Below are 23,753 nucleotides of genomic sequence, written 5' to 3' on the forward strand. Positions count from 1 at the left end.
GATGGGGGACGGCGCTGCGCGGGAGCGCCGCCTCCCGGTTTCGTCTACTTGATGCCAGGTGCGCTCCACATGCTCTTCGTGATGCCCTGCTCACTGAGGCCGAGCTGGGCTGCGTAGACCTTGCGCCACGTCTCGTAGAGCCTCTCGTACGTCGCATGATTGGCCGCATCTGGCGAGAAGGTCTTCTCGATCTTCACCACGCGATGAGCACCTTCGGCGACGCTGGGGTAGATGCCAACGCCGTAGCCGGCGAGAATGGCCGCACCAAGCGCGGTGGCCTCCTTCACGACCGGTACGCGAACAGGCTTGTTGGTGACGTCGCTCACAATCTGTGCCCAGAGGTCGCTGTACGAGGCGCCTCCGGCAAACACAAGTTCCTCGGGCTCGTTGCCCGTGAACTCGCGCACAAGTTCGATGTGGCCCTTTACGAGAAGAGCGGTGTTCTCGAGGATTGCGCGGTAGAAGGTGTACTTGTTGTATCTCTCGGGATCGAGCTCGAAGTTGGTGAACGTGGGGGCGGAATGTGTCCAGTGGATGTAATTCATGATGTCGCTGAAGCAGCACACCATGCCGCCAGCGCCCACGGGCACCTCGGCGGCGCGCTCGTCCATGAGGTCATAGGCGCTCTCGCCAGTCTCTGCGGCAATGCGCTTCTCCTCTTGGCAAAACGCGTCGCGGAACCAACGCATCACCAGGCCGGGCTTGAAGGCAAGGGCCTCGTACTGCCAGACGCCGGGAACGGCATGACAGTTCACGCGAACACGGCAGTTCTCATCTGTCTTGGGGCTTGCCGTGTTGAACTCGTACTGCCAGAAGCTTCCGCCAAAGACTCCCGCCTGGCCGGGCAGGCAGGCATCGACGCCAATCATCCCCAGCTGGCAGTCTCCGCCACCCACCACGACGGGAGTGCCTTCGGCCAGGCCGGTATCGCGTGCGCCTTGTGCGTTTACGTGGCCAGCAAGCGATCCGCACTCGAGGACGGGCTTGAAGAGGTCGGTTCGAAGGCCACAGCGCTCTGAAATCGATGGATCCCAATCTCGCTTCTCGAGGCTCATGATTCCTGTCGTCGATCCGTTCGAGGGTTCGACTGCCAGCACACCCGTGAGATGGTAGATGAGCCAGTCGTTGAACATGCCAATGCTCGCTGCCCGTTCGTAAACCTCGGGCATCTTGTTCTTGACCCACAGAAGGCGGGGGAGCGCACCAAGGGCGTAGGTCTGCCCGCTTTCGAGGTAGAGCTCGCGCTCGAGGTCGGGATCCTTCGCGATGAGCTGGGCGACCTCGTCATTGCTGCGCGCATCGACATTGGCGCACGCCCAAATCTCATTGCCATCAGCGTCGTAGAGGAGAATGCCCTCGCGCATGCACGTTGTCGAGACGGCGGCGACGTCTGCAGGGTCGATACCCGTCGAAGCGAGAACCTCGCTCACGCAGCTACGGGCGAGGTCCCAGTTATGCTTCCAGTCAAAGTCCATGCTTCCTGGCCAGCGCGGATCCTCGCGGTGCGTCCACTCCTTCTGTGCGACTCCCATCTGCGTACCATTGGTGTCGAACAGCACCGCACGCACGCTGCCTGTCCCCGCGTCGATTGCCATCAAATACTTCATGGGACCATCTCCTTGAGCCTGTCGTCCTCCTCGATTACTTTCGTTGCGGTCCTCTCGTCTGTGATGAGCGTGTTCACGTAACCGTGCCTGAGGACCGCGCGTATCGCACGCACCTTCTCGTCGCCACCGGCGGCAGCGACGACGTTGCTCATATGCTGCAGTGAGGGAAGGCTCGTCGAGACGAGCCTGGACTCGATGTCTGTGGGAAGGGGGTTGCCCTCGGCGTCGATAAAGTGACAGAGAATATCGCCCACAGACCCACGCATGCGCAGGAGTTCGAAGTCGCTCTTTGTGAGCATCCCATTCTTGAGGATGGTTGCGTTATCAGAGATGCCGCCAATGCCAACCACGCTCATCGACGCAAGATCCACCATCTTGGCGATGCTCGTGATACTGGGCTCCTGCACCATGGCGTCGCGCAGTTCCTTGGTTGAGAGAAGAATTGGGCAGGGAAGAAGGTTGAGTCTGATGGACATAACGCTAGGCGGAATGTCCTGCAGGTAGAAGTTCACGCCCCCGGTGAGGCTGATGACGCTTAGGTCTCGGCATGTTCCACGCGCAAGAGACCCCAGCACGCGGTTCATCATGGCTCCGTACCCCATGTTGAGGTAAGAGCCATCCTCGAGGTGGGACGAAATATACATTGATGTTGCACGCGCAATCGAGTCCTCAGTTGCTGCACGCTCGCGAGCCGTGGGTACGACAAAGGCGTCCTCCAGGCCAAAACGGTGAATGAGCTCCTGTTCAACGTCCATGCGAGCACTGTCGTCTGCCCTAAAGGTGAACTGAACAACGCCCTGCTCGCGCGCCTCGTCCAGAAGACGCACCACCTTGGCGCGCGAGAGCCCCAGCATATCGGCGATGTCGCTCTGCGTGTAGCCAACTATGTAGTAGTACCAAGCCGCCTTAACCATGAAGAGGTTAGTTGACTCGCCCATTGCCTGCCTCTCTTCGAACAAATATCTGTTATATGAACAATTGTAACAGACTTGAACAAAGAATCGAGTTCAGAAAACACTCTCTCACGGTTACGACTGCATGTCTGCGTTATTGCCTGTAAACGTTGGCGAGTATCGGCAAACGGTCACCAAACTAAGGAAAGCCATCTCTGATGATTGGTCAGAAAAACAAATAAACACAAGGTAGATAGCTTAAAAGCTAAAATCGATTCTCCTCTGGCACCCTCAAGCGTCTGGTAGTCCTCTACCACTTACGGACGTAATGCAACCGTACAACGTCAATTTGCGGCCATCCGTCCAGACCGCCCGTCTTGGGAGGAGGAAAACCGGTAGAGTGCTCACAGGGCGAACAGAAGTCCATCAATGCACCATTTCTTAAGAGACAGAAGCTCTTACCTGAATGGGGGATAGCAATGGCGGATACAAGCGAGGGCGTTTCCTCCTACGAGATCACAAACGCGCTGCTGTCCGTGCGTAACATCTGCAAGGCGTTTGGGTCTAACTCGGTCCTCAAGGGCGTGAGCCTTGACCTCATGCCCGGGGAGGCAATTGCCCTGGTAGGCGGAAATGGCGCCGGCAAGTCGACGCTCATGAAGATCATCATGGGCATCTACACGCAGGACTGTGGCGAGATCTACGTGGAGGGCAGGAAGGTCGAGCACAACAGCACCCGTGAGGCCCTCTCCAACAGCACCTACATGGTGCCGCAGGAACCGATGCTCTTCCCCAACATGACCGTTCGCGAGAACGTTGAGATTGGCTTCTCTGAGAGCCCGAGCGAGCTTGACCGCAGGCTCGAGCAGACCATGAGCGAGATCGGCTGGCATTTCGACCTCGAGCGTAAAGCCTCTACGCTTTCGATTGCTGAGCAGGGTATGGTTGAGATTCTCCGTGGCATCATGCGCCGCTCGAAGGTCCTCATCCTCGACGAGCCCACCTCTGCTCTTGCCTTCGATGAGGTCAAGAGTCTCTTTAAGGTGGTAGAGAGCCTCAAGGAGAAGGGCATCGGCATCATCTACATCACCCACAGACTCACGGAGGTCTTCGAGATCGCCGATCGGGTCTCGGTCATGTGCGACGGCATCATTGCCATGCAGGGCAATGTCTCCGAGTTCACGCGTGACGACCTCATCCGCGGCCTCCTTCCGCCCGATACCAAGAAGCGAGAGGCAAAGGCAGCCCCGCGTCCCGTTTCCGAGATTGATTACAGTGCAAAGCCGGTGCTCGAGCTTCAGGACTTTACCGGTTACGGCTTCTCTCATGTGAATCTCAAGATTTACCCGGGAGAGATGGTTGGCCTGGCTGGCGTTGTTGGCGCTGGCCGTACCGAGATGGCAACTACCATCTTTGGTCGCGACAAGGTGTTGGGAGGTAAGGTCCTTCTCGACGGCAAAGACATCACGGGCGAGAGCACCAAGCAGGTCATCGAAGAGGGCATCAACTATGTCTCGGAGGACCGCTTCGCCAACGGCATCTTCCGCATTCGCGACGTTGCCGAGAATACCACGGCATCAATCCTCAACGGTAAGCGTCTGGGCTCCTTCTTCCTCAACAAGGCTGAGGAAGACAAGATCTCCCAGTCCTACGTGGACAACTTCCACACCAAGGTCACGGGCCTCGACCAGGAGGTCGGTAGCCTGTCCGGTGGCAACCAGCAGAAGATCATCATTGCTCGCGCCTTTGCCTCCGAGCCACGCCTCGTCATCCTTGACGAGCCCACGCGTGGCATTGACGCCGCCGCCCGTGGCGATGTCTATGCGGTGCTTCAGGAGCTGAGAAAGACGGGCGTCTCTATTCTGCTCATCTCCAGCGACATGGAGGAGGTCGTGGAGCTGGCTGATCGCGCGGTCACCATGTTCCAGGGCCGCATCAACCATGAGTTCAAGAAGGACCAGATCACCCAGGACAACCTTATGGCGGCGTCCTTCGGGGTCTACCACGAGGGCGCTGGCGAGAAGGTTGCGTCGTAACGCTGCGCACGTACTGCAGGCATCACTGACGGAAGGTGTGGGTCACGGTGAAAGCGTTGAAAAAGCTTTTGCATGCGAGGGAGTTGAGCAGCATTTTGTTCCTCATCGCCCTCTTCTTGGTGGTCGGGCTGATAAACCCGTCATTTCTTAACTCGTCGAACGTCTCTGCGTGTTTCAATACCTCTGTGGTGTACACGCTTGTTGCGGTAGGCATGGCATTTACCCTGTTCATCGGTGAGATTGACGTTTCTGTAGGAGCCAACCTCGGCATTGTCGCCACGGTCGTGGGCTCGATGCTTCGCGACGGGGCTCCGGTGCCCGCGGCGATTCTCGTGGGCATTCTCATCGGTGCCGCCATCGGTTTCATCAATGGCTGGGGCGTTGCCCTCATGCATGCGCCGTCGCTCATCTTCACGCTCGGCGTCTGCGGTATCCTGCGTGGCCTCATGTACCTTTACACCAACGGCGCTTGGGTCGAGAATCTCCCCAAGGACTTTAAGGACTTCTCGGCCGTCACTGCCGTGGGTGACCTTACGGTGTACTACTGTGCAGCTGTCGTGCTCACCATTGTTATCTGGGTGCTTACGACAAAGACCCGCCACGGTCGCTACTTCATTGCCGTGGGCGACAACGCGAGTGGCGCCGAGCTCGTGGGCATCCCCTCCAAGCGGGTGAAGGTCATTGCATACGTTATTTGCGGTGTGCTCTCCGCCATTGCCGGGATTATCTTCACGAGCCGTATCGGTTTCGTCACTGCTGACTCCGGCGACGGCTACGAGATGAAGGCAATCGCTGCCTGCGTCCTTGGTGGCATCAGCCTGGTTGGCGGCGTCGGCTCCGTCATAGGTGCCGCGGTGGGCGCCGTGATCATGGCCTCCATCAGCTACCTGCTCGTCTTCATGGGTTTCTCGTCCAACTACGACAATGCCATCACAGGCATCATCCTCATCGTGATCGTCGTCGTTGACGCACTCATCCAGCACAGAAGCGTCATCAAGAACTACCATGCGCGCCTCCTCGCCCGGGTTTCTCCTGACCAGGTAGTCGCTGGCGCGACCGAGAAGGGAGGCGAGTAGTGATGGCGGCAAACAGCAAGGCGCCCGCTGCCGGCAAGGGGGCAGCTTCCAAGAAGAATGGCCTGTCGTTCTTCAAGCGCGGTCAGGCAAGCTGGAACATCATGCTTGTGGCGCTCATCCTACTTGAGTTTGTCATCTTTGGTGCGGCTAACCCCAAGTTCCTCAAGCCGCAACTGCTTCTCACCAGCATTGACGACTCCATGTCGGTCATGATCATCTCGCTCTTTGTGACCTTCGTCATGATTACTGGCGGCATTGACATCCAGGTGGCCTCGCTTGTTGGCCTCACCTCGATCATCATTGGCGTTACCTGGCAGGACTTTGGTTTCTCGATTCTCCAGTCGTGCCTGCTGGCAATCATCGTTGCGGCCGCCTGCGGCGCTCTTTCCGGCTTCTTTATCGCCTACTGCGGCGTCCAGGCGATGGTTGTCACCTTGGGTGGAAGCTTCCTTTATTCGGGCATCGCCCTTCTCGTCTCCACGCTCTCAAGTACGGCAAGCTACCAGGGCATCGGCAACTTCCCCGATGAATTCAAGGTGATAGGGCAGTACAAGATCGGTGGCGTTCTCCCGCTCCAGATTGTGATTTACGCCGTGCTGCTTGTCATCGCGTTCATCCTGCTCCACAAGACCAAGTACGGTCGCAAGATTTTCCTGTGCGGTGTCAACCCCAGTGCTGCCGAGTTCTCTGGCATTAACTCTCGTCGCGTGATCATGTCCACCTACATTCTGAGCGGCATCGCGGCTGCCATCGCCGGGATCATCCTCACGTCTTACCTCGGCACCGCGAAGTCCGACCTCGGAAGTGACCTCACGATGGACATCGTCACCGCGGTCGTCCTCGGCGGCACCCTCTCCACAGGTGGCAAGGGCTCGGTCTTTGGCACCGCGCTCTCCTCGCTCGTCATTGCCCTGCTCAGGTTTGGCCTGCCGCTCTGCTTCAAGATTGGTACGCAGTACCTGGATATTCCCGTAGGCATTCTCCTTGTTGCCATTATCGTGGGCCGTTCAGTCGCAAGTCACCAGAGCGTGGGAACAACGCTCAAGTCTCTTTTCCTCAGGAAGGACGTCCAGAAGGCGTAGCGCGGTACGCATGAAGGACGTGAAATAGGCGGGACAAAAAGTCCCTAGGCATGGGAAGGTGGAGGTTAGCAATGTCACAGCTCTCTCGTAGGAACTTCTGCAGGCTCATGGGTGTTTCCGTGGCCACGGTCGGGCTTGGTCTCGTTGGCTGCGGCGGGTCCAGCTCGTCCGATTCCGGATCTTCTGACTCCTCGTCTGCAGGTTCCAGCTCTTCGGCCGGCGGAGACGTCTCCGGCAAGACCGTCGCGTTCATCCCCAAGGTGACAGGCAACGCGTTCTTCGAGTCCGCCAACAACGGCGCTCAGGAGCACGCCAAGAAGTGGGGCTTCACGGTGGACTACGTTGGAGACTCCACGGCTTCCGTCTCTGCCCAGGTCTCCGTCATCAACCAGGAGGTCGCTGCTGGCGTGGATGCCCTCTGCATCTCCACTGTTGATGCTGGCGGCGTCTCTGACGCCCTCAAGAAGGCAGCCGACTCGGGCGTTGTGGTTTGCACGTGGGACTCCGACGCCAACCCCGAGGACCGCGCCCTCATGGTCTCCCAGGGCACGCCTGACATCCTGGGCAAGATGCTCGTTGACATGGGTGTCGATGGCCTCAAGCAGCGCGGCAAGGACCCGGACAAGGACGCCATCACCTACTGCTGGCACTACTCGCAGGCAACTGTTACCGACCAGAACTCCTGGCATGAAGCAGCAGAGAAGTACATTTCTGAGAACTACCCGACGTGGCAGAACGTTCACCCCGATAACTACTACTCCGAGCAGGATGCCGAGAAGGCCATCACTATTGGCGAGGCCGTCCTTGATGCGTATCCCGACATCGACCTCATCATTTGCAATGACTCCACGGCGCTGCCCGGCCAGCTCCAGGCAGCCGAGAACAAGGGCTATAACGAGGACAAGATCACCATCACCGGCTTCGCGTCGCCCAACTCGGTCAAGCAGTACTGCTCCAACGGCACCATCTACAACTGGGGCCTCTGGGACTGCGGCGTGCAGGGTGCCATGGGCTGCTATGCCGCCGCGTACCTGGCTGCCGGCAACACGGTCAAGGTTGGCGACAAGATTGACATCCCCGACATTGGCGAGTGCGAGGTCATGGCCAACGACAGCATCGCCGAGGGCGCTACGACTAAGGATGAGAACAACGGCGTCATCCTGCTTCCCGAGCGCCTCGTCTTCACCAAGGACAACATGAACGATTATGACTTCTAGTCAATAGGGTCCTCCCTTCCCCCAAGGGCCGTCGGCCTTGTGCCGACGGCCCCGGTTTGGCAGAGGGGACTTCTAGACATATTGTTTGCGCGTCATAGATTGGAGAACTACATGGCCGAAAACGTCGACAAGGTTGAGAAGAACTTCCACTTGGACAAGCCGTTTGCCAACAACAAGGGTTTCTACCTCAAGGGCGCCAACGATCTTGACTGGGGCATGAAGAAGCACCTTGCCAACATCTTTGACCCCAAGAGCGGCAACACCGTCATGTTCGCCTTCGATCACGGCTATTTCATGGGGCCCGCTACTGGTCTGGAGCGACTCGACCTGCTTTTGCCTGAGCTTGCGCCCTACATGGACTGCATGATGGGTACACGCGGTATCATCCGCACCTGCCTGCCTCCTGAGGCAGTTGCCAACAAGGGCATTGCCCTTCGCGTCTCCGCTGGCTCCTCCATGGTCCAGGACGACCTCTCCCACGAGGTCGTGAATGTTGACATCGATGATGCCATCCGCATGAACGCCGACTGCATGGCCGTTCAGGTCTTCATTGGTGCCGATGGGCAGCTTGAGAGCCTCGACAACGTTAACCAGGTCATCAACGCTGGCCTGGCCTATGACATTCCTACGATGGGCGTCACCGCTGTGGGCAAGGACATGGAGCGTACGAGCCGCTACTTCGAGCTTGCGACCAGGATCATCGCTGAGATGGGCGTTCAGATTGTGAAGACCTATCAGTGCGACGAGTTCGAGAAGGTCGTCGCGGGTTGCCCCGTGCCTATCGTGGTTGCTGGTGGCAAGAAGCTCGCCGAGCCCGATGCCCTCGCACTCGCGTACGACGTGATGCGCAAGGGTGCCCACGGTGTCGATATGGGCCGCAACATCTTCCAGAGCCCGCACCCCATCGAGATGGCGAAAGCTATTCGCATGATCGTCCACGAGGGAGCCACCGACAAGGAAGCTTGGGAGTTCTATCAGGACGCCATCCACTAGGAGTGGCGGCTCGGCAGGCTGTTGTCTCGTGCGCCCTCCAGAAGGGGAGAGTCGCATTGTTTGGCTGAGCTACTAACTCAACCAAACGGTTGGTTCCAATCCCAAAAGTATCGAGGCCAGAGGATGCCATCCCCTGGCCTCGATTGCTGTTCTTCGGCTGCTGCCCGCTGCAGCCAGAAGAACGAGTTCAGTGAAGAGGCGCTGGCCACCAAGTTTCGGTTCGTCAATCTGGCTGCCTGCCTGGTGCTGATGGTCCCTACCGGCGTGCTGCAGACATCCACCTGCAGAAACGTTGTGGACGTTGCAGGAGCTGGCGGCGGGCTGCTGGGGATAATCCCGCTGGTGCTTTTGTACGTGCTGTTCCTGCGGGGGATTCGTTACGCGATTCGGCTGGCCTCCCCGACGAGGCTGGTCGAGTCTATCGCAAAGAGCATTCTGTCGGCATTCCAGTAGAACGGCACCATCCGTTCGGAGAACGCTCGCGTTGAGGTCAGCGGAACTGCGGATGGATTGCGAATTACCTGCACGTTGCGGGGGGCGCTCTGGGAGAAGCAGCTCTTTGCGGAAGCCATGAGGGAACTGCTGGCTTCCATGAACAACCCGCGCTATGTTGTCGTGAGACGGGTGCTTCGTGTGCCGCAATACTCTCTCAGCATGGCATGCCCCTCTCTGCCGGGGAACAACAAGCAAAACGCAGAGAGGTTTCAAAAGGAGTTGGCGCGGCAGTTGGGGGACATGTTGGTTGTGTACACAAGAAACGATGTTGGGCACGCCGTGTATAAGAAGTGCGTCAAGCGGAGTTCCTCATCTTTGAAGCCAACACCGCCGGATCCATTGTCCGCAAAGAGGCGTATTAGGCAAGGGCAGCCCGGCTTTCCCTCGTGGCCATTGATGGAGCTCTGTTTTCTGGTTTGCATGCATGGGTTGCGAAAACTCATGCGGAGTTGGCCTGCAAACGGTGGACTCACGACGGCTTTCCCGTTTCTTTTCAGTCCGAGAGTAGGGTTCTGCCCAAAATTTGCGGTTGACGGCCTTTTTCGGGGATTCCGCTTAGTATCACCTAGCGGGTGCCATTTCGCTACCTGCGGCTCCGCAAAAAGTTAGTGTTTTCGTACTCGTCGATTCGCCCAAAATGGGCCGTCAACCGCAAATTTTGGACACCGGCCCGTGCTGACCCCCGGATGGCCCGCGCCGACCTCCGGAGAACCTCTGCGGCCGCCTTGGCCCCGCTCTCGTGGGGTAGGTCGCATGTGCGCATCGCCCTGCGCTATAATCACTAGGACTTATGTCGTTTCTACCGTCCTCGTTTTGCGAGGGCTTTGAGAGGAGACCCCATGGCCGGTGTCGTTCCGGGAACGCTCAAGGTGTCTAACGACTGCATTGCAGACCTGGCCGGCTATGCCGCGCTGGAGTGCTATGGCGTCGTTGGCATGGCGGTCATCGACGAGCAGGGCGGCGTTGCGCAGCTCCTGCCCACCAACCGCCTTCGCCGCGGCATTGACGTCGACGTCACCTCGGATGGGCACCTCTCCGTCGACCTTCACGTCATCGTTGAGCAGGGCGTCAACATGGCATCCGTCGTGAACAACCTCACCAGCTCGGTCAAGTTCATCTTGAAGCAAATCGCCGAGCTCGAGGACGTCAAGGTCACTGTCCACATCGAGGGCCTCCGCTCCAATCGCTAGGCCGCCGCAGAGAAAGAACAGAGGTCCAAATAAGATGATCGCGTCAGTCATCCGCACGTGCTTCCCCGTGGCGGCAAACGTCGTTGCCGAGCGAGCCGAGGAAATCAACAAGCTCAACGTCTTCCCCGTTCCCGACGGCGACACCGGCACCAACATGTCGCTTACCCTGGGAACCGTCGTCAAGGAGGTGGAGGCGCTCCCACAGGACGCCACCATCGAGGACATTGCCAAGGCAATTACCCACGGCTCGCTCATGGGCGCGCGCGGCAACTCCGGCGTCATCACCTCGCAGATTCTGCGCGGCCTTGCCGAGGGGCTCTGCGACGCCAAGGACCAGGACAACCCCACGGCCCCCGACATCGCACACGCCTTCCGCCGCTCGGTGAAGGTCGCCTTCAAGGCAGTTCGCAAGCCTGTCGAGGGCACCATCCTCACCGTCCTGCGCGACATGTCCACCCGCGCCGACCAGCTCGAGAAGACCCACATCTCTGCCACCGAGATGCTCGATGCGCTTGTCATCGAGGCCTACGAGTCCGTTGCGCGCACGCCCGAGCTCCTCCCGGTCCTCAAGGAGAACGGCGTAGTCGACTCCGGCGCCTTTGGCTTCGCCACCTTCTTCGAGGCCTTCGTGAACGCCGTCGAGGGCAAGGCCGGCGAGGTCTCCGACTTCAAGACCACCGTCGACTCCGCAGACGCCAAGGCAGCCGTCTCCTCCAAGGTTGCCATCGAGCTCAACGACGACTGGGAGGGCTCGCAGTACCGCTACTGCAACGAGTTCCTCTTCCACGCCAACGACGAGTCCTTCGACCGCGACGCCGCGCTTGCGTTTCTCGCCACGATGGGCGACTGCGAGCTGCTCGTGGGCGAGTACCCGGACTTCAAGGTGCACGTGCACTCCAACACGCCCGACAAGGTCCTTGCCTATATGCTCGAGCGCGGCCAGATCTTCGAGGTCTTCATCCACAACATGGACCTCGAGGCCCACGAGCGCACGGCAAAGATCGCTGCCGACAAGGCCGCCGAGGAGAAGGCCCCCAAGAAGCCGCTGGGCTTTGTTGCCGTTGCGGCAGGCTCTGGCGAGGCGTCGATCCTCACCTCGCTCGGTGTTGACGTTGTCGTCTCTGGCGGCCAGACCATGAACCCCTCCACGGCAGACATCCTCGCTGCCGTCGAGAAGACCAATGCCGAGAACGTCATCGTGCTTCCCGACAACGGCAACATTCGCATGGCCGCCGAGGCGGCAGCCTCTGCCTGCGAGGACGCGCACGTTGCCGTGGTCCCCACCAAGACCGTCCCTCAGGCCTTCTCGGCAATGTTTGCGGCGGACCCCGAAGGCACCCTCGAGGACAACGTCGATGCCATGACCGAGGCCGTCTCTGAGGTCCGCGGCGGCGAGGTCACGCGCGCCGTGCGTGACTCCCAGGCCGCCGATGGCTCGCCCATCCACGCCGGCGATGTCATGGGCATCGAGGACGGCGCCATCACGGTTGTGGGCTCCTCGGTCAAGGATGTCACGGTCGAGCTCATTCGCCGCATGCAGGAGGCCGAGGAGGGCGACACCCTCACCATCCTGGCTGGCAAGGACCTCGACGATGCCTCTTTCCAGGAGATTCTCGATGCCATCGCCGCCGCCGAGCCCTCGCTCGAGCTTGACTCTCACCGCGGGGAGCAGCCGCTCTATCCCGTCGTCTTCTCCATCGAGTAGCCGCCCATGGGTGTCCCGCAGCAGCCGCCCGCGGGCAGTGCCCCGAGTGTCGGGGCTGCTGCGGGACGCATAGACAGGACGCTTGCCCTCACCGATGGCGTCTCGCGACTTCGCTACGTCTCGTCGCGCGGCGCCTCGTCGCGTCTTGAGGCGCTGGAGCGGCTTGGCATCCATCGTGTGCGTGACCTCTTCCTCCATGTGCCCCATCGCTATGTGGACTACTCCAACGTGGTGCCCATCAGCCATGCGGATGTGGGCAGCGAGGTCACCGTCGTGGGTACCGTCGACAAGGTCGAGCTCAAGCGACCAAGGCCGCGCCTCACGGTGGTGGAGCTCTATGTGGTTGACGCGACGGGCGTCCTCTCTGCGAGCTTCTTTGGCCAACCCTGGCTCGCCGAGCAGGTCAAACGCGGCGACAAGGTGGCCCTTTCGGGGAAGGTCGAGTTCGCCTACGGCTTCAAGCAGATGCGCGCGCCCTTTCACGAGGTGCTTGACGCCAATGCCAGCGCCTCCGCCTACCGTCGCGTGCTGCCCGTGCATCCCGTGGGGGAGGGCATCACCACCTCGTGGATGCGACGTATCGTCTCGTGCGCCCTGGCCGACGTCGGCGACGTTGCGGACTGGCTGCCCGCATCGCTCGTGGCGCGTCATGGGCTCATGACGCTTGGGCGTGCCATCCGCGAGGTCCACTTCCCCCAGACCCTTGCCTCCGCCGAGCAGGGCAGAAGGCGCCTTGCCTACGACGAGCTCCTCTGTCTTCAGGTGGCCCTTCTCAGCCGTCAGGCCATTGAGCTGGGCGCCATTCGTGCCACCGCGCACACGGTCTTGGGGCCCCACATGGATGCCCTGCTCGCAGCGCTGCCTTTCTCGCTCACGGACGAGCAGCGCACCGCCGCCGACCAGATCCTTGCCGACATGGCGGCCCCCCGCGTCATGAACCGTCTGCTCCTGGGCGACGTGGGCACCGGCAAGACGGCAGTTGCCGCCGTGGCTCTTGCCGCCGTGGCAGACACGGGAACCCAGGCCGCCGTCATGGCCCCCACCTCGGTTCTTGCGCGCCAGTATGCCGAGAAGCTCGGACCCGTCCTGGATGCGGCCGGCATAACCTGGGCCCTCGTCACGGGCGCCACGCCCGCTGCCGAGCGCGCAGAGACCGCCAGGCGCACGGCCGCAGGCGAGCTCTGCGTGACCTTTGGCACCACGGCGCTCCTCTCGGACGATATCGTCTTTTCGCACCTCACCTTTGTGGTCATCGATGAGCAGCACCGCTTTGGCGTGGACCAGCGCGCGTCGCTACGACGCAAGGGCGCAGGCGCGGACCTTCTCACCATGACCGCGACGCCCATCCCGCGCACCCTGGCACTCTCGATCTACGGAGACGTGTCACTCTCGTGCATCCGTAAGCGTCCTAGGGCCACGGCCGGCGTCTCCACGCGCGTCATCACGCCGGAGAACCTCGACCTTGCCTACGGATCCATTCGCAATGCCGTTGCGGCTGGCCACCAGGCCTACGTGATCTGCCCCCTGGTAGACGATGCCGACACCGGCGACGGCCTTGGCACCGACCTCGATGACGTCCCCGAATCGCAGCGCAGCAGGAGCGCCCACGTGCGCTCGGCGACCTCGACGCTGACGGAGCTCTCCGAGCGCGTCTTTCCGGACTATGCCTGCGCACTTCTCACCGGTCGCATGTCGGCTGCCGAGAAGGACGCGGTCATGGAGGACTTCCGTGTCGGAAAGGTGAACGTGCTGGTCTCCACCACGGTTGTCGAGGTGGGCGTCGATGTGCCAAACGCCACGGTGATGCTCGTGCACGACGCCGACCGATTTGGCCTGGCGACCTTGCACCAGCTGCGCGGCCGCGTGGGCCGCGGCGACTGGCCGGGCGAGGTGTGGCTCTCGTGCGCGGCAAAGCAGGGCACGCCGGCTCGCAAGCGGCTCTCGGCCCTGGAGCATACGACCGATGGCTTTGAGCTGGCGCGGCTCGACCTTAAGCTGCGTCGCGAGGGCGAGGTCCTGGGGTATCGCCAGCACGGGGGCATCACGCTGCGGGTGAGTGACCTCTCGGCCGACGAGGACCTTGTGGTGGCCGCGCACGAAGATGCACAGGAGATCTTCGCCCAGGATCCCTCACTTTCCAGCCCGGCCTTCCGGCCCATGGCACTGGAGGCCAGGGACCGCTTTGGCGCCTACTTCGAGGAGTTGGACAAGGCATGAGGGTTGTTGGCGGCAAATGGGGTGGCAGGCCCCTTGAGTCTCCCGAGGGACGCGGCGTCACCCGTCCCACCACGGACCGCAATCGCGAGGCCATGGCGTCCATGATCCTCTCGGCGCGCGGGCTCGACCTTGAGGGTGCCTCCGTGCTTGACGCCTTCGCGGGTTCCGGCGCCATGGGGATAGAGCTCCTCTCGCGCGGTGCCGCACGCTGCACCTTCATCGACCAGGACGCCCGCGCGGTGGGGCGGGTTCGCCGCAACCTTGCCCGGGTTGGTGCCGAGCGCGACGAGTATGCCGTGCTCCGCGGCGATGCCTGCCAGCTTGCCGAGAGGGGCCGCGTTGCCGGGGCTCCTTTTGATGTGGTGTTTCTCGACCCGCCCTATGCCCTTTCGGCGAGCATCGTGAGTGCTATGCTCGAACACCTTATTGAGCATGGCGCGCTGCGCCCGGAGGCGACCGTGGTCTACGAGCGCGCTGCGGAGGCGCCGGGGCTCAGCGTCCTGGGACTTGACCCCCTGCGCACCAAGCGCTATGGCATCACCTGCGTGGATCTTCTCGAGAAAGGACAGGACGTTGACTAGCGAGCTCTGCACTCACGTGGTGGTACCTGGAACCTTCGATCCGGTGACCTTGGGCCACATGGACGTGATCCACCGCGCCCGCAAGATTTTTCCGCAGGTCACGGTTGCGGTGGCGGAGTCGCGCCGCAAGCATGGCACGGGCACCGAGTTCACGCTCGAGGAGCGCGTCGACATGCTGAGGGGCGCCCTGCAAGACGACGGCTTGACCGAGGGCATCGAGGTGGTGCCCTTCTCCGGGCTGCTCGTGGAGTTCTGCAAGGAGCACGGGGCGGGAGGCGTGGTGAAGGGCCTTCGTGCCACGACCGACTTTGAGTATGAACTGCAGCAGGCCGACCTCAACACGTATATGGCGCCAGACCTGGAGTCCATATTTGTCATGTCGAACCCCAAGTATGGCTATGTCTCGTCCTCCATCGTGCGCGAGATTGCTGCGATGGGGGGAGACGTGGACTTCCTCGTGCCGCCAAACGTGGCCAAGCGGCTCCGTGCGCACTATGCGTGAGCTTTGGCTCCCTTGGGGTCTTGCGTCGCTTTTCTGCTACCATCAAATTGATATGCCCCTCGGGCAGCGCGCGGGAACGCCCGAGCAGTGGCCCATTTGCGAAAGGAGACCTGGATGCAGCCGGGTGAGGAAATAGAGAGCCTGGTCGACGAGCTCGAGCAGCTAGTGAACGAGGCGAAGTCCCCGCTCACCGGCGGTGGCCAGAAGAAGATCGTCGACGCTCAGGACGTGTACGAGATTCTCGACGAGATCCGCAGGGTCTTCCCGCAGGAGTTCCAGGATGCCCGTCGCATCCTCAAGGAGGAGCAGGAGACGCTCGACCGCGCCCAGCAGCAGGCCGACAGCATCATTGCCGACGCCCAGCAGCAGGCTATGATCCTCGCCGGCGACCAGGAGGTCGTGCGTCTCGCCCAGCAGCAGGCCGACAGCATCAAGGACCAGGCCGCCCAGTACGAGCGCGATACCCGCTACAACGCCGAGGAGTACGCGGACACCGTCCTCGCGCACCTCGAGGAGAACCTCAAGTCGCTCACCAACTCGGTGTCCCGCGTCCGTCAGACGCTCGACGAGAACTCCGGCCCGCGCAACACGTCGAACAACGTTCCCTGGTAAGCGCCATGCAGCCTGTGATTTTTGCACTTGACGCACGCCTTGGAGAGGCCGGCGACACCCTGCCTTTGAAGGGGCACCTCGACGAGTCCTCCTATACGCTTGGCGAGCGCGAGTTCTCGCTGCCCTCTGGCATCGACTACGACCTCATGCTCACCAATGCCGGCGAGGGTATCCTCGTGACGGGCATCCTCACGACGCACGTGGTGGGGACCTGTGACCGCTGCCTCAGCCCCGCGGAGTTCGACGTGAGCGGCGAGGTCGACGAGTACTACTTCTTCGAGGAGCCCGAGGACACGGGTGACGATGATGATGACGAGCTAGACTTCTCGCTCGTCTCGGCCGACAACACCATCGACCTCTCCGGCGCGCTCCTGTCGTCTTTGGTCATGGATACGCCCTTCGTGGTGCTCTGCCAGCCGGATTGCAAGGGGCTCTGCCCGGTCTGCGGCGCCAACCTCAACGAGGAGGACTGCGGACATGCCGCCCAGATCGAGGAGGAGCGCCTCAAGGCGAGCCCCTTCGCGGTTCTCGCCTCGCTCGATCTTGACGGCGAGGAGGGCGAGAAGGACAAGGTATCCGGCGCCGCAGGGGAAGCCCAAGAAGGAAAGCCGGACGCAGAGTGAAGATATTGCCGTAACTGGCGCATCTTCCCAATTGCGTGGTATAGTCATATACGCATGATTTTTGGTCAAGTTGCCCCGCGTCACCACGAGGGGCGCGGTGTAAGAGCAAGAGAGGTTCAAGATGGCAGTTCCTAAGCAGAAAAAGGGCCGTGGAGCCACGCACACCCGTCGTTCGGCCAACAGCAAGGTCGCCACTCCGGCCCGTTCCGTGTGCCCGCGTTGCGGAGCCCCCAAGCTCCCGCACCACGTGTGCCCCAACTGCGGCTACTACAAGGACCGCGAGGTCGTTGTCACCGAGTAGCCCCATGCCAGCCACATGGCCTGGGAGGTCGGTCCCTTCTGGGGTCGGCCTCCTTTTTTAATCCTGCGCGCGAGCGCCCCAGCGATCTTGGAGGATAGATGACCACCATCTGCGTCGATGTCATGGGCTCCGACCGCGAGCCTTCCGTGCTGCTCGAAGGTGTTGCCAAGGCCCTTGACCGTGACCCCGAGCTCAAGGTTCTCGTGGCCGGCGACGCCTCGGTGGTCGAGCCCTTCGCCCGCGACCACGACCGCGCGGCTGCTCTCGTGACCACAGAGGTCATTGCCATGGACGAGCACCCTGCCACCGCCGTGCGCAAGAAGAAGGACGCAAGCATCGTGCGAGCAGCCTCTGCCGTACGTGCGGGCCAGGCAGACGGCCTCTTCTCCGCTGGCTCTACGGGCGCCGTGCTTACCGCCGCCACGTTTGGCATCGGGCGTATCAAAGGCATCCGCCGTCCGGCGCTCACGCTTGCCGCTCCCGGCATCTCGGGCAAGAAGACGGTCCTTCTCGACTGTGGCGCCAACGCCGACGTCCACCCCGAGGCAATCGTGCAGTTTGCTCACATGGGCCGTGCGTACGCCCAGGTAGTCCTTGGCGTCGAGGAGCCCAGGGTGGCGCTTCTCTGCAATGGCTCAGAGGACACAAAGGGCTCCGAGCTTGCCCTGTCCTACCACGAGGCGCTTGCGGCTGCCAACTGCGGCTTTGTGGGCAACGCCGAGGGCACGGACCTTCTCGCCGGCACCTATGACGTCATTGTGACAGACGGCTTCACGGGAAACGTTGCCCTGAAGACCATCGAGGGCACGGCAAAGTTCATCGTTGCTCGCGTCAAGGCCGCGGCAGGGGAGTCCAAGCGCGCGGGGCTGGGCGCCCTCATGCTCAAGCCCGCACTCAAGTCCGTTGCGGGTGACCTCTCTGGTGACGAGATGGGTGGCGCCGTGCTTCTCGGCCTGCGCGCGCCCGTGGTCAAGGGGCATGGCAGCACCAGCGCAGAGGCCGTGGCCAGCGGAACTCTGGCCTGCGCCCGCGCCGCCCGCGGACAGCTCTGCGAACGTATTGCAAAGGCCTGCGAGAAGGCCGAGTAACGGGTACCATAAGCTCGTGTGCGCGGGCCTTCGCCCGTGCGAGCCGGCATTGTCAATCCGCAAGGAGGAACCCATGGACCATGACGCCATTCTCGAGAAGGTCATCTCGGTTGTGAACGAAACCCTCGAGGTCCCCTCGGACGTGGAGCTCACCGAGAAGACCGCCTTCAAGGATCTCGGCGCAGACTCCTTCGACCTGCTCGAGCTGGTCACCGCCCTCGAGGACGAGTTCGACCTCACCTTTGACGACGAGGCCCTCGAGAAGATTGCCACTGTGGGTGACGCCGTGAGCGCCATCGAGGCCGCTCAGTAAGCTTGTAAGGAGAGCTCTTTCACTTTGAACACGCATGAAAGGGTCAGTGAGGTGGAGCGCATCTGCGCTCACCACTTCACCGACAAACGGCTCATAACGTCCGCCATCACGCATCCCTCGGCGGTGGAAGGCAAGCCCGTCTCGGCCTCCTACGAGAGGCTCGAGTTCCTGGGCGACTCCATCCTGGGCGCTATCGTGGCAACCGAGCTCTTCGAGCGCTTTCCCAGCCTCGACGAGGGTGCGCTTACCAGGCTCAAGATATCGCTCGTCTCGGGGGAGACGCTCTCGGAGGTGTCTGGCGACCTCGGCATTGCCCCGCTCATCATCGTGGGCGAGTCCGAGAAGGGCACGCACGCGCGTGGCATGCACTCTGCCCTCGAGAACGTCTACGAGTCCATCGTGGGCGCCCTCTACCTTGACGCCGGCTACGAGGACACCCGGAGGTTTGTGCTCGACACGCTCTCCTCGCACTTCACGCCTGAGCTTGTCGACCGTCTCTCCGAGCGGCCGATAAACCCCAAGTCGCGCCTGCAGGAGATCACCCAGCGCGACCTGCGCCTTGCCCCCGAGTACAAGCTCGTGGGCGAGGAGGGCCCCGCGCACGACCCAACCTTCACCTCGGTCGTGCTCGTTGACGGCAAGCGCGTGGGCAGGGGTTCCGGCCCCTCAAAGAAGAGCTCTGAGAACGCTGCCGCCGCGGACGCGCTCGAGCGCATGGGACAAGGCGCCGCCGCCGACGCCGACGAGCACTAGCCCGAGAAGCGAGAGGACCACCCTTGTATCTGAAGTCGCTCACCCTCAAGGGCTTCAAGTCCTTCGCCGACAGGACCTCCATGTCATTTGACTCCGGCCTCAACGTGGTCGTGGGCCCAAACGGCTCGGGCAAGTCGAACGTCTCGGACGCAATCCTCTGGGTCTTGGGCGAGCAGAGCGCCAAGATGCTGCGCGGCCAGGCCATGGAGGACGTGATCTTCTCGGGAAGCTCTGCTCGGCCCGCCGTGGGCGTGGCGGAGGTCACGCTGGTGCTCGACAACTCCGACCACACGCTGCCCATCGACTTTGCCGAGGTGGGCATCACGCGCCGGATGTATCGCTCGGGTGAGTCCGAGTACCTCATCAACGGCGCACCAGCGCGCCTCATGGATGTGCAGGACATCCTCCATGACTCCGGCCTGGGCAAGGACACCCACTCGATCATCAGCCAGGGCAAGCTCGACTCCATCCTCCAGAGCCGTCCCGAGGAGCGCCGCGAGCTCATCGAGGAAGCAGCCGACATCTCCAAGCATCGCAGGCGCAAGGAGCGGAGCCTCCGCAAACTCTCCTCGATGGACGACAACCTGGCGCGCGCCAAGGTTGTGTCGCGCGAGATTAACCGCCAGCTCAAGCCTCTTGAGAGGCAGGTTGACAAGGCTAAGCGCGCCCATGACATCACCGAGCGCCTGACCGCGCTGCGCACGCAGCTCGCCGTTGACGACCTGCGCCGCCTGCAGGCATCCTATGGCACGCTCTCGGCGCGCGGCCGCGAGGCCGATGCCGCGGTCGAGCTCGCCCAGTATCGCCTGGACGAGAAGTCCGCCGAACTCGAGAAGTACCAGTCGCTTCTCGAGCAGAAGGGCCTCTTTGTGGGCGACCTTGGCGAGCAGCGTCGCCGCATGCAGGACAGTCTTGGCCGTATGGACTCTGACATGCGCCTTCTGGAGGAGAAGGGCAAGAACATGGTCTCGCGCCTCTCCGAGATGCGCATGCAGCTCTCGACCATGCGCAAGCAACGCGCTGACGTGACCGAGGAGCACGAACGCGTGGCCGGAGACCTCTCGGACGCCAGCGTGCGCCAGCGCGAGCTCGAGGAGGGCATGGACGCGCTCTCGAAGGCGTCGCGCGATGCCGTGGCGCATCGCCGCGAGTTGGAGGACGCCCTCAACAAGCGCCAGGCGGACGAGCGCCAAGCGCGTGCCGAGGCGGACAAGGAGACGCTCGCCTTTGCCAAGCTCGAGGACCAAATCTCGAATGCCGAGGTAGAAGACGGCATGTACAAGAGCCGCCTCGAGCAGGTTGCCGAGAACCTCGCCACGACCGAGGAGGCGCTTGCCGAGAGGGGAGAGCGCAAGTCTCGCCTCGAGGCGCAGCTCGCGGACGCCCGCACCAAGGCGGAGGAGCTTGCCGGCACCATCGCCGAGGCGCAGGCGACGCTCAAGCACGCCCGCGACGAGGAGCGCTCTGCCCGCACGAAGCTCTCTTCCTCGGAGGCCACCCTCTCGGCGCTGCGCTCCGTCGACGCCAACGTGGAGAAGGCAAGCCCGCTCGTGGAGGCCGTCTCCAAGGGCAAGGCGGCCGATCTTGTCGAGTGCCGTCTGGCGGACCTCATCGACGCCGACGAGGCAACGGAGTCCCTGGTAGAGCGCCTGCTCGGCGACGACCTTGCAGCCTTTGTCGTGGCGAGCGCGACAGACGCCGGTGCGCTTGCGGCCTCCGCCCTCTCGCAGGGTCGCGCCGAGGGCAGAGCGACCGTGGTCTTTCGCGAGGCTGCCTCTGCTGCGGTGGCGGCAGACAACGCGCCCGGTGAGCCCCTCATCTCGCACCTGCGCGTCTCCGACGCCGCGCATCCGCTCCTCACGGCGCTTCTCGGCGACATCAGGCTTGTGGCCAGTGCCGACGAGGCCATTCGCGCCCACCAGAGCGCACCGGCACTCACCTACGTCACGCAGGACGGCGTGACCGTGACGCCTGACGGGCGCTGCGTGGTTGGCACCGCGCCCTCGACCGAGGCGGGAGCCCTCGAGCGCAAGCGCCGCATCCGCGCCCTCGAGGAGGGCATGGGGGAGCTGCGCGCGTCGCTCGATGCCGCGACCAAGGCCGTGAGCGCGGCCGAGTCTGCGCTCGCCGCCTCGCGCGACGGCGCGGCCGCCGCGAAGGGCGACGTGGCGCGTCTCTCGGGCGAGCTGTCCTCCGTCACCTCCGAGATGGGGCGCCTTGACGCCCAGCGTCAGCGCGCCGTGGACGAGCAGCGCCAGGTGACCCGTCAGCGCGAGTCCGCCTCCGCGCGCGCCGCCGACGCCCGCACCCACATCGAGGAGCACAAGACCGCCGCTGCTGCTGCCCGCGCCAGGGCAGAGGAGCTGGGCGCTGGTCTCGGCGATTTGCGCACCCAGCACGACGAGGCCGTGCGGGCGCAGGGCAAGGCCTCCCACGAGCTCTCGGACGCGCGTCTGGAGCTTGCGATGGCCAAGGAGCGCGCCAAGAACCTCGCGTCTCGCGAGCGCGAGCTTGCCAACCGCAAGCACGACCTTGACGCGCGCATCGTGGCTACCGAGGAGGGCTCGCGTGCCCTCGAGGTCGTGCGCCTGCGCGTGGACCCGCTCCACGACCGCTACGACGCCATTCGCGCCCGCGCCCTCGACTGGGCGGCGCGCCTCAAGGACCGCGCCTCGCTCGCCGAGGCAGACTCCGACTCCCTGAAGCGCACCATCGGTGATGCCAAGTCTGCCGTGAACAACGCCACCGCCGAGCTCACTCGCGCCCGCGACGCCGCCTCTGCGGTCAAGGTCGACCTCGGGCGCCTTGAGGTACAGGTGCAAAACGCCATCGAGGCCATCCAGGCAACGGGGGCCGTTCTCGACGAGGCGCTCTCGCTTCCCGCGCCCGAGGACCGCGAGGCTGCCGAGCGCGAGGCCGACCAGCTCGAGTCCCAGCTCGCCTCCATCGGTCCCGTGAACGAGGTCGCGATGGACGAGTACATGCGCTTGAAGAAGCGCGCAGACTACATTGGTGAGCAGGTCGCAGACCTCGAGGCCGCCCGCGTTGCCCTGAAGAAGATCAACGCCGCCATCGATCGCAAGATGCGCAACAGGTTCCTTGTGGTCTTCGACAAGGTGAACGAGAACTTCTCGGAGATTTTCTCGATGCTGTTCCCGGGCGGCCATGCCCACATAGAGATGACGGATCCGGACAACCTCTCCGAGACGGGCATCGAGATCGTGGCGCAGCCGCGCGGCAAGCGCATCACCAAGATGTCGCTCATGTCGGGCGGCGAGAAGTCCCTCACGGCGCTGGCGCTGCTCTTCGCGGTCTACAAGACGCGCACCGTGCCCTTCTACGTGTTCGACGAGGTGGAGGCCGCGCTCGACGACTCCAACCTCTCTAAGCTCCTTGACGCCATCGAGCAGCTCAAGGACACGACGCAGCTCATCGTCATCTCGCACCAGCGAAGGACGATGGAGCAGGCCGACGTCCTCTACGGCGTCTCCATGCAGGCCGACGGCGTGAGCCACGTCGTCTCTCAGCGCCTCGACAAGGCAACTGGAAAGGTGGTCGATGCCTGATGGGCTTCTTTGACAGGCTAAAGAGCGGTCTCTCGCGCTCGCGCGAGGCCATCAACGAAATCTTCTACATGGGCGGCGAGGTCGACGAGGACTTCTGGGAGGACCTCGAGGACACGCTGGTGATGGGCGACATGGGCGGCGAGCTTGCCATGCGCGTGACCGATGACCTGCGCGAGCAGGCGGCGCGCGAGAACCTCACGCGTGCGGACCAGCTCCGCGACGCCCTGGCACGCCGCCTGGCGCAGGAGTTCCGCACGGCCGACCGCGACCCCTTCGAGGACGTGCCCTCGTGCGTCCTCTTTGTGGGCATCAACGGCGCCGGCAAGACCACCACGGTGGGCAAGCTCGCCGGACGCGCCCGCGCCGAGGGCAAGAGCTGCCTCATCGGTGGCGCCGACACCTTCCGCGCGGCGGCCATCGAGCAGCTCGAGGTGTGGGGCACGCGCGCGGGCGTGGAGGTTATCACCCGCGAGCGTGGCGCGGACCCGGCGAGCGTCTGCTACGACGTGGTAGACGAGGCCGAGAAGCGCGGCTCTCAGCTGGTGCTCATCGATACCGCGGGTCGTCTGCACACCTCGTCCGACCTCATGCGCGAGCTTGCGAAGGTGGTCAACGTCACGCGCAAGCGTTGCACCTCGATGCCGGTCACCGTGGTTCTCGTCATTGACGCCACCACCGGCCAGAACGGCCTTGCGCAGGCCAAGGAGTTCAACGACGCCCTTGACCTCGACGGGCTTATCGTGACCAAGCTCGACGGGACCGCGAAGGGTGGCATTGCGCTCGCGATCTCCGACCAGCTGGGACTTCCCATCTACCGCATTGGCGTAGGGGAGTCCATTGACGACCTCGAGACCTTCGACGCGCTCGACTTCTGCCGCGCGCTCGTTGGGGAAGGAAAGTAGC

General features: G+C 62.7%; 21 protein-coding genes. 19 read left to right on the top strand and 2 right to left on the bottom strand.

Annotation, left to right across the window (positions count from 1 at the left end; all coding sequences use genetic code 11):
• Positions 1-44 precede the first annotated feature (44 nt).
• Both lsrK and BMX94_RS05310 read right to left on the bottom strand, forming a co-directional pair.
• The gene (lsrK, locus tag BMX94_RS05305) at positions 45-1,607 is read right to left on the bottom strand and encodes an autoinducer-2 kinase (protein ID WP_091004516.1); all 1,563 of its coding nucleotides are present in this window, start codon (positions 1,605-1,607) and stop codon (positions 45-47) included.
• Positions 1,604-2,545 carry a sugar-binding transcriptional regulator gene (locus BMX94_RS05310; protein WP_091004518.1) on the bottom strand — a complete coding sequence of 314 codons (942 nt, stop codon included), beginning with the start codon at positions 2,543-2,545 and terminating at the stop codon, positions 1,604-1,606. The genes lsrK and BMX94_RS05310 overlap by 4 nt, the downstream gene beginning before the upstream one ends.
• Before the next feature lie 434 nt (positions 2,546-2,979).
• Here BMX94_RS05310 and BMX94_RS05315 point away from each other — a divergent pair, with 434 nt between their 5' ends.
• From BMX94_RS05315 to ftsY, 19 genes are all read left to right on the top strand, one after another.
• The gene (locus tag BMX94_RS05315) at positions 2,980-4,536 is read left to right on the top strand and encodes a sugar ABC transporter ATP-binding protein (protein ID WP_091004519.1); all 1,557 of its coding nucleotides are present in this window, start codon (positions 2,980-2,982) and stop codon (positions 4,534-4,536) included.
• Between the two features lie 47 nt (positions 4,537-4,583).
• Positions 4,584-5,612 (top strand): ABC transporter permease, encoded by a 1,029-nt coding sequence (locus tag BMX94_RS05320; RefSeq protein WP_091004521.1) that lies wholly within the window; start codon positions 4,584-4,586, stop codon positions 5,610-5,612.
• Between the two features lie 2 nt (positions 5,613-5,614).
• Positions 5,615-6,694, top strand: coding sequence for an ABC transporter permease (locus BMX94_RS05325; RefSeq protein ID WP_091004523.1), 1,080 nt, complete (start codon positions 5,615-5,617; stop codon positions 6,692-6,694).
• A gap of 71 nt (positions 6,695-6,765) precedes the next feature.
• On the top strand, positions 6,766-7,911 hold the full coding sequence (locus tag BMX94_RS05330; protein ID WP_091004526.1) for a substrate-binding domain-containing protein: 1,146 nt from the start codon (positions 6,766-6,768) through the stop codon (positions 7,909-7,911).
• A 111-nt stretch (positions 7,912-8,022) separates the two neighbouring features.
• Positions 8,023-8,904: a 3-hydroxy-5-phosphonooxypentane-2,4-dione thiolase gene (lsrF, locus tag BMX94_RS05335; RefSeq protein WP_091004528.1), complete on the top strand. Its 882-nt coding sequence runs from the start codon at positions 8,023-8,025 to the stop codon at positions 8,902-8,904.
• A gap of 123 nt (positions 8,905-9,027) precedes the next feature.
• Positions 9,028-9,357, top strand: a complete 330-nt coding sequence (locus tag BMX94_RS05340; RefSeq protein ID WP_091004529.1) for a hypothetical protein — start codon at positions 9,028-9,030, stop codon at positions 9,355-9,357.
• 881 nt (positions 9,358-10,238) lie between these two features.
• The gene (locus tag BMX94_RS05345; protein ID WP_091004531.1) at positions 10,239-10,589 is read left to right on the top strand and encodes an Asp23/Gls24 family envelope stress response protein; all 351 of its coding nucleotides are present in this window, start codon (positions 10,239-10,241) and stop codon (positions 10,587-10,589) included.
• A gap of 34 nt (positions 10,590-10,623) precedes the next feature.
• Positions 10,624-12,294, top strand: a complete 1,671-nt coding sequence (locus tag BMX94_RS05350) for a DAK2 domain-containing protein (protein WP_091004533.1) — start codon at positions 10,624-10,626, stop codon at positions 12,292-12,294.
• 6 nt (positions 12,295-12,300) lie between these two features.
• The gene (locus BMX94_RS05355; RefSeq protein WP_091004536.1) at positions 12,301-14,511 is read left to right on the top strand and encodes an ATP-dependent DNA helicase RecG; all 2,211 of its coding nucleotides are present in this window, start codon (positions 12,301-12,303) and stop codon (positions 14,509-14,511) included.
• Positions 14,508-15,092: a 16S rRNA (guanine(966)-N(2))-methyltransferase RsmD gene (gene rsmD / locus BMX94_RS05360; RefSeq protein WP_091004538.1), complete on the top strand. Its 585-nt coding sequence runs from the start codon at positions 14,508-14,510 to the stop codon at positions 15,090-15,092. Before BMX94_RS05355 ends, rsmD begins: the two co-directional genes overlap by 4 nt.
• Complete coding sequence (gene coaD, locus BMX94_RS05365; protein WP_091004540.1) at positions 15,085-15,594, top strand: pantetheine-phosphate adenylyltransferase; 510 nt, start codon at positions 15,085-15,087, stop codon at positions 15,592-15,594. Before rsmD ends, coaD begins: the two co-directional genes overlap by 8 nt.
• Before the next feature lie 114 nt (positions 15,595-15,708).
• Complete coding sequence (locus BMX94_RS05370) at positions 15,709-16,206, top strand: ATP synthase subunit B family protein (RefSeq protein WP_032111636.1); 498 nt, start codon at positions 15,709-15,711, stop codon at positions 16,204-16,206.
• A gap of 5 nt (positions 16,207-16,211) precedes the next feature.
• Positions 16,212-16,829 carry a YceD family protein gene (locus BMX94_RS05375; protein WP_091004542.1) on the top strand — a complete coding sequence of 206 codons (618 nt, stop codon included), beginning with the start codon at positions 16,212-16,214 and terminating at the stop codon, positions 16,827-16,829.
• Between the two features lie 121 nt (positions 16,830-16,950).
• Positions 16,951-17,130, top strand: a complete 180-nt coding sequence (gene rpmF, locus BMX94_RS05380) for a 50S ribosomal protein L32 (RefSeq protein WP_032111637.1) — start codon at positions 16,951-16,953, stop codon at positions 17,128-17,130.
• Between the two features lie 98 nt (positions 17,131-17,228).
• A complete protein-coding gene (gene plsX / locus BMX94_RS05385; protein ID WP_091004543.1) occupies positions 17,229-18,218 on the top strand; it encodes a phosphate acyltransferase PlsX in 990 nt (329 codons plus the stop codon).
• 73 nt (positions 18,219-18,291) lie between these two features.
• Positions 18,292-18,531: an acyl carrier protein gene (gene acpP, locus BMX94_RS05390; protein ID WP_091004544.1), complete on the top strand. Its 240-nt coding sequence runs from the start codon at positions 18,292-18,294 to the stop codon at positions 18,529-18,531.
• 24 nt (positions 18,532-18,555) lie between these two features.
• Positions 18,556-19,284 (top strand): ribonuclease III, encoded by a 729-nt coding sequence (gene rnc, locus BMX94_RS05395; protein WP_091004546.1) that lies wholly within the window; start codon positions 18,556-18,558, stop codon positions 19,282-19,284.
• Between the two features lie 23 nt (positions 19,285-19,307).
• Complete coding sequence (gene smc / locus BMX94_RS05400) at positions 19,308-22,850, top strand: chromosome segregation protein SMC (RefSeq protein ID WP_091004548.1); 3,543 nt, start codon at positions 19,308-19,310, stop codon at positions 22,848-22,850.
• On the top strand, positions 22,850-23,752 hold the full coding sequence (gene ftsY / locus BMX94_RS05405; RefSeq protein ID WP_091004549.1) for a signal recognition particle-docking protein FtsY: 903 nt from the start codon (positions 22,850-22,852) through the stop codon (positions 23,750-23,752). The genes smc and ftsY overlap by 1 nt, the downstream gene beginning before the upstream one ends.
• Position 23,753: the final 1 nt, after the last annotated feature.

Origin of the sequence: Olsenella sp. KH3B4, from assembly GCA_900111695.1 — a bacterium.
Taxonomy (GTDB): Bacteria; Actinomycetota; Coriobacteriia; order Coriobacteriales; family Atopobiaceae; genus Tractidigestivibacter.

Excerpts from the sequence above, each read along its gene's own strand:
- BMX94_RS05310 (WP_091004518.1), bottom strand. The coding sequence starts at position 2,545 with ATGGGCGAGTCAACTAACCTCTTCATGGTTAAGGCGGCTTGGTACTAC.
- plsX (WP_091004543.1), top strand. The coding sequence starts at position 17,229 with ATGACCACCATCTGCGTCGATGTCATGGGCTCCGACCGCGAGCCTTCC.
- ftsY (WP_091004549.1), top strand. The coding sequence starts at position 22,850 with ATGGGCTTCTTTGACAGGCTAAAGAGCGGTCTCTCGCGCTCGCGCGAG.
- rsmD (WP_091004538.1), top strand. The coding sequence starts at position 14,508 with ATGAGGGTTGTTGGCGGCAAATGGGGTGGCAGGCCCCTTGAGTCTCCC.
- BMX94_RS05345 (WP_091004531.1), top strand. The coding sequence starts at position 10,239 with ATGGCCGGTGTCGTTCCGGGAACGCTCAAGGTGTCTAACGACTGCATT.
- BMX94_RS05325 (WP_091004523.1), top strand. The coding sequence starts at position 5,615 with ATGGCGGCAAACAGCAAGGCGCCCGCTGCCGGCAAGGGGGCAGCTTCC.
- BMX94_RS05355 (WP_091004536.1), top strand. The coding sequence starts at position 12,301 with ATGGGTGTCCCGCAGCAGCCGCCCGCGGGCAGTGCCCCGAGTGTCGGG.
- acpP (WP_091004544.1), top strand. The coding sequence starts at position 18,292 with ATGGACCATGACGCCATTCTCGAGAAGGTCATCTCGGTTGTGAACGAA.
- BMX94_RS05375 (WP_091004542.1), top strand. The coding sequence starts at position 16,212 with ATGCAGCCTGTGATTTTTGCACTTGACGCACGCCTTGGAGAGGCCGGC.
- BMX94_RS05340 (WP_091004529.1), top strand. The coding sequence starts at position 9,028 with ATGCCATCCCCTGGCCTCGATTGCTGTTCTTCGGCTGCTGCCCGCTGC.
- lsrF (WP_091004528.1), top strand. The coding sequence starts at position 8,023 with ATGGCCGAAAACGTCGACAAGGTTGAGAAGAACTTCCACTTGGACAAG.
- BMX94_RS05350 (WP_091004533.1), top strand. The coding sequence starts at position 10,624 with ATGATCGCGTCAGTCATCCGCACGTGCTTCCCCGTGGCGGCAAACGTC.
- rpmF (WP_032111637.1), top strand. The coding sequence starts at position 16,951 with ATGGCAGTTCCTAAGCAGAAAAAGGGCCGTGGAGCCACGCACACCCGT.
- lsrK (WP_091004516.1), bottom strand. The coding sequence starts at position 1,607 with ATGAAGTATTTGATGGCAATCGACGCGGGGACAGGCAGCGTGCGTGCG.
- BMX94_RS05330 (WP_091004526.1), top strand. The coding sequence starts at position 6,766 with ATGTCACAGCTCTCTCGTAGGAACTTCTGCAGGCTCATGGGTGTTTCC.
- BMX94_RS05370 (WP_032111636.1), top strand. The coding sequence starts at position 15,709 with ATGCAGCCGGGTGAGGAAATAGAGAGCCTGGTCGACGAGCTCGAGCAG.
- BMX94_RS05315 (WP_091004519.1), top strand. The coding sequence starts at position 2,980 with ATGGCGGATACAAGCGAGGGCGTTTCCTCCTACGAGATCACAAACGCG.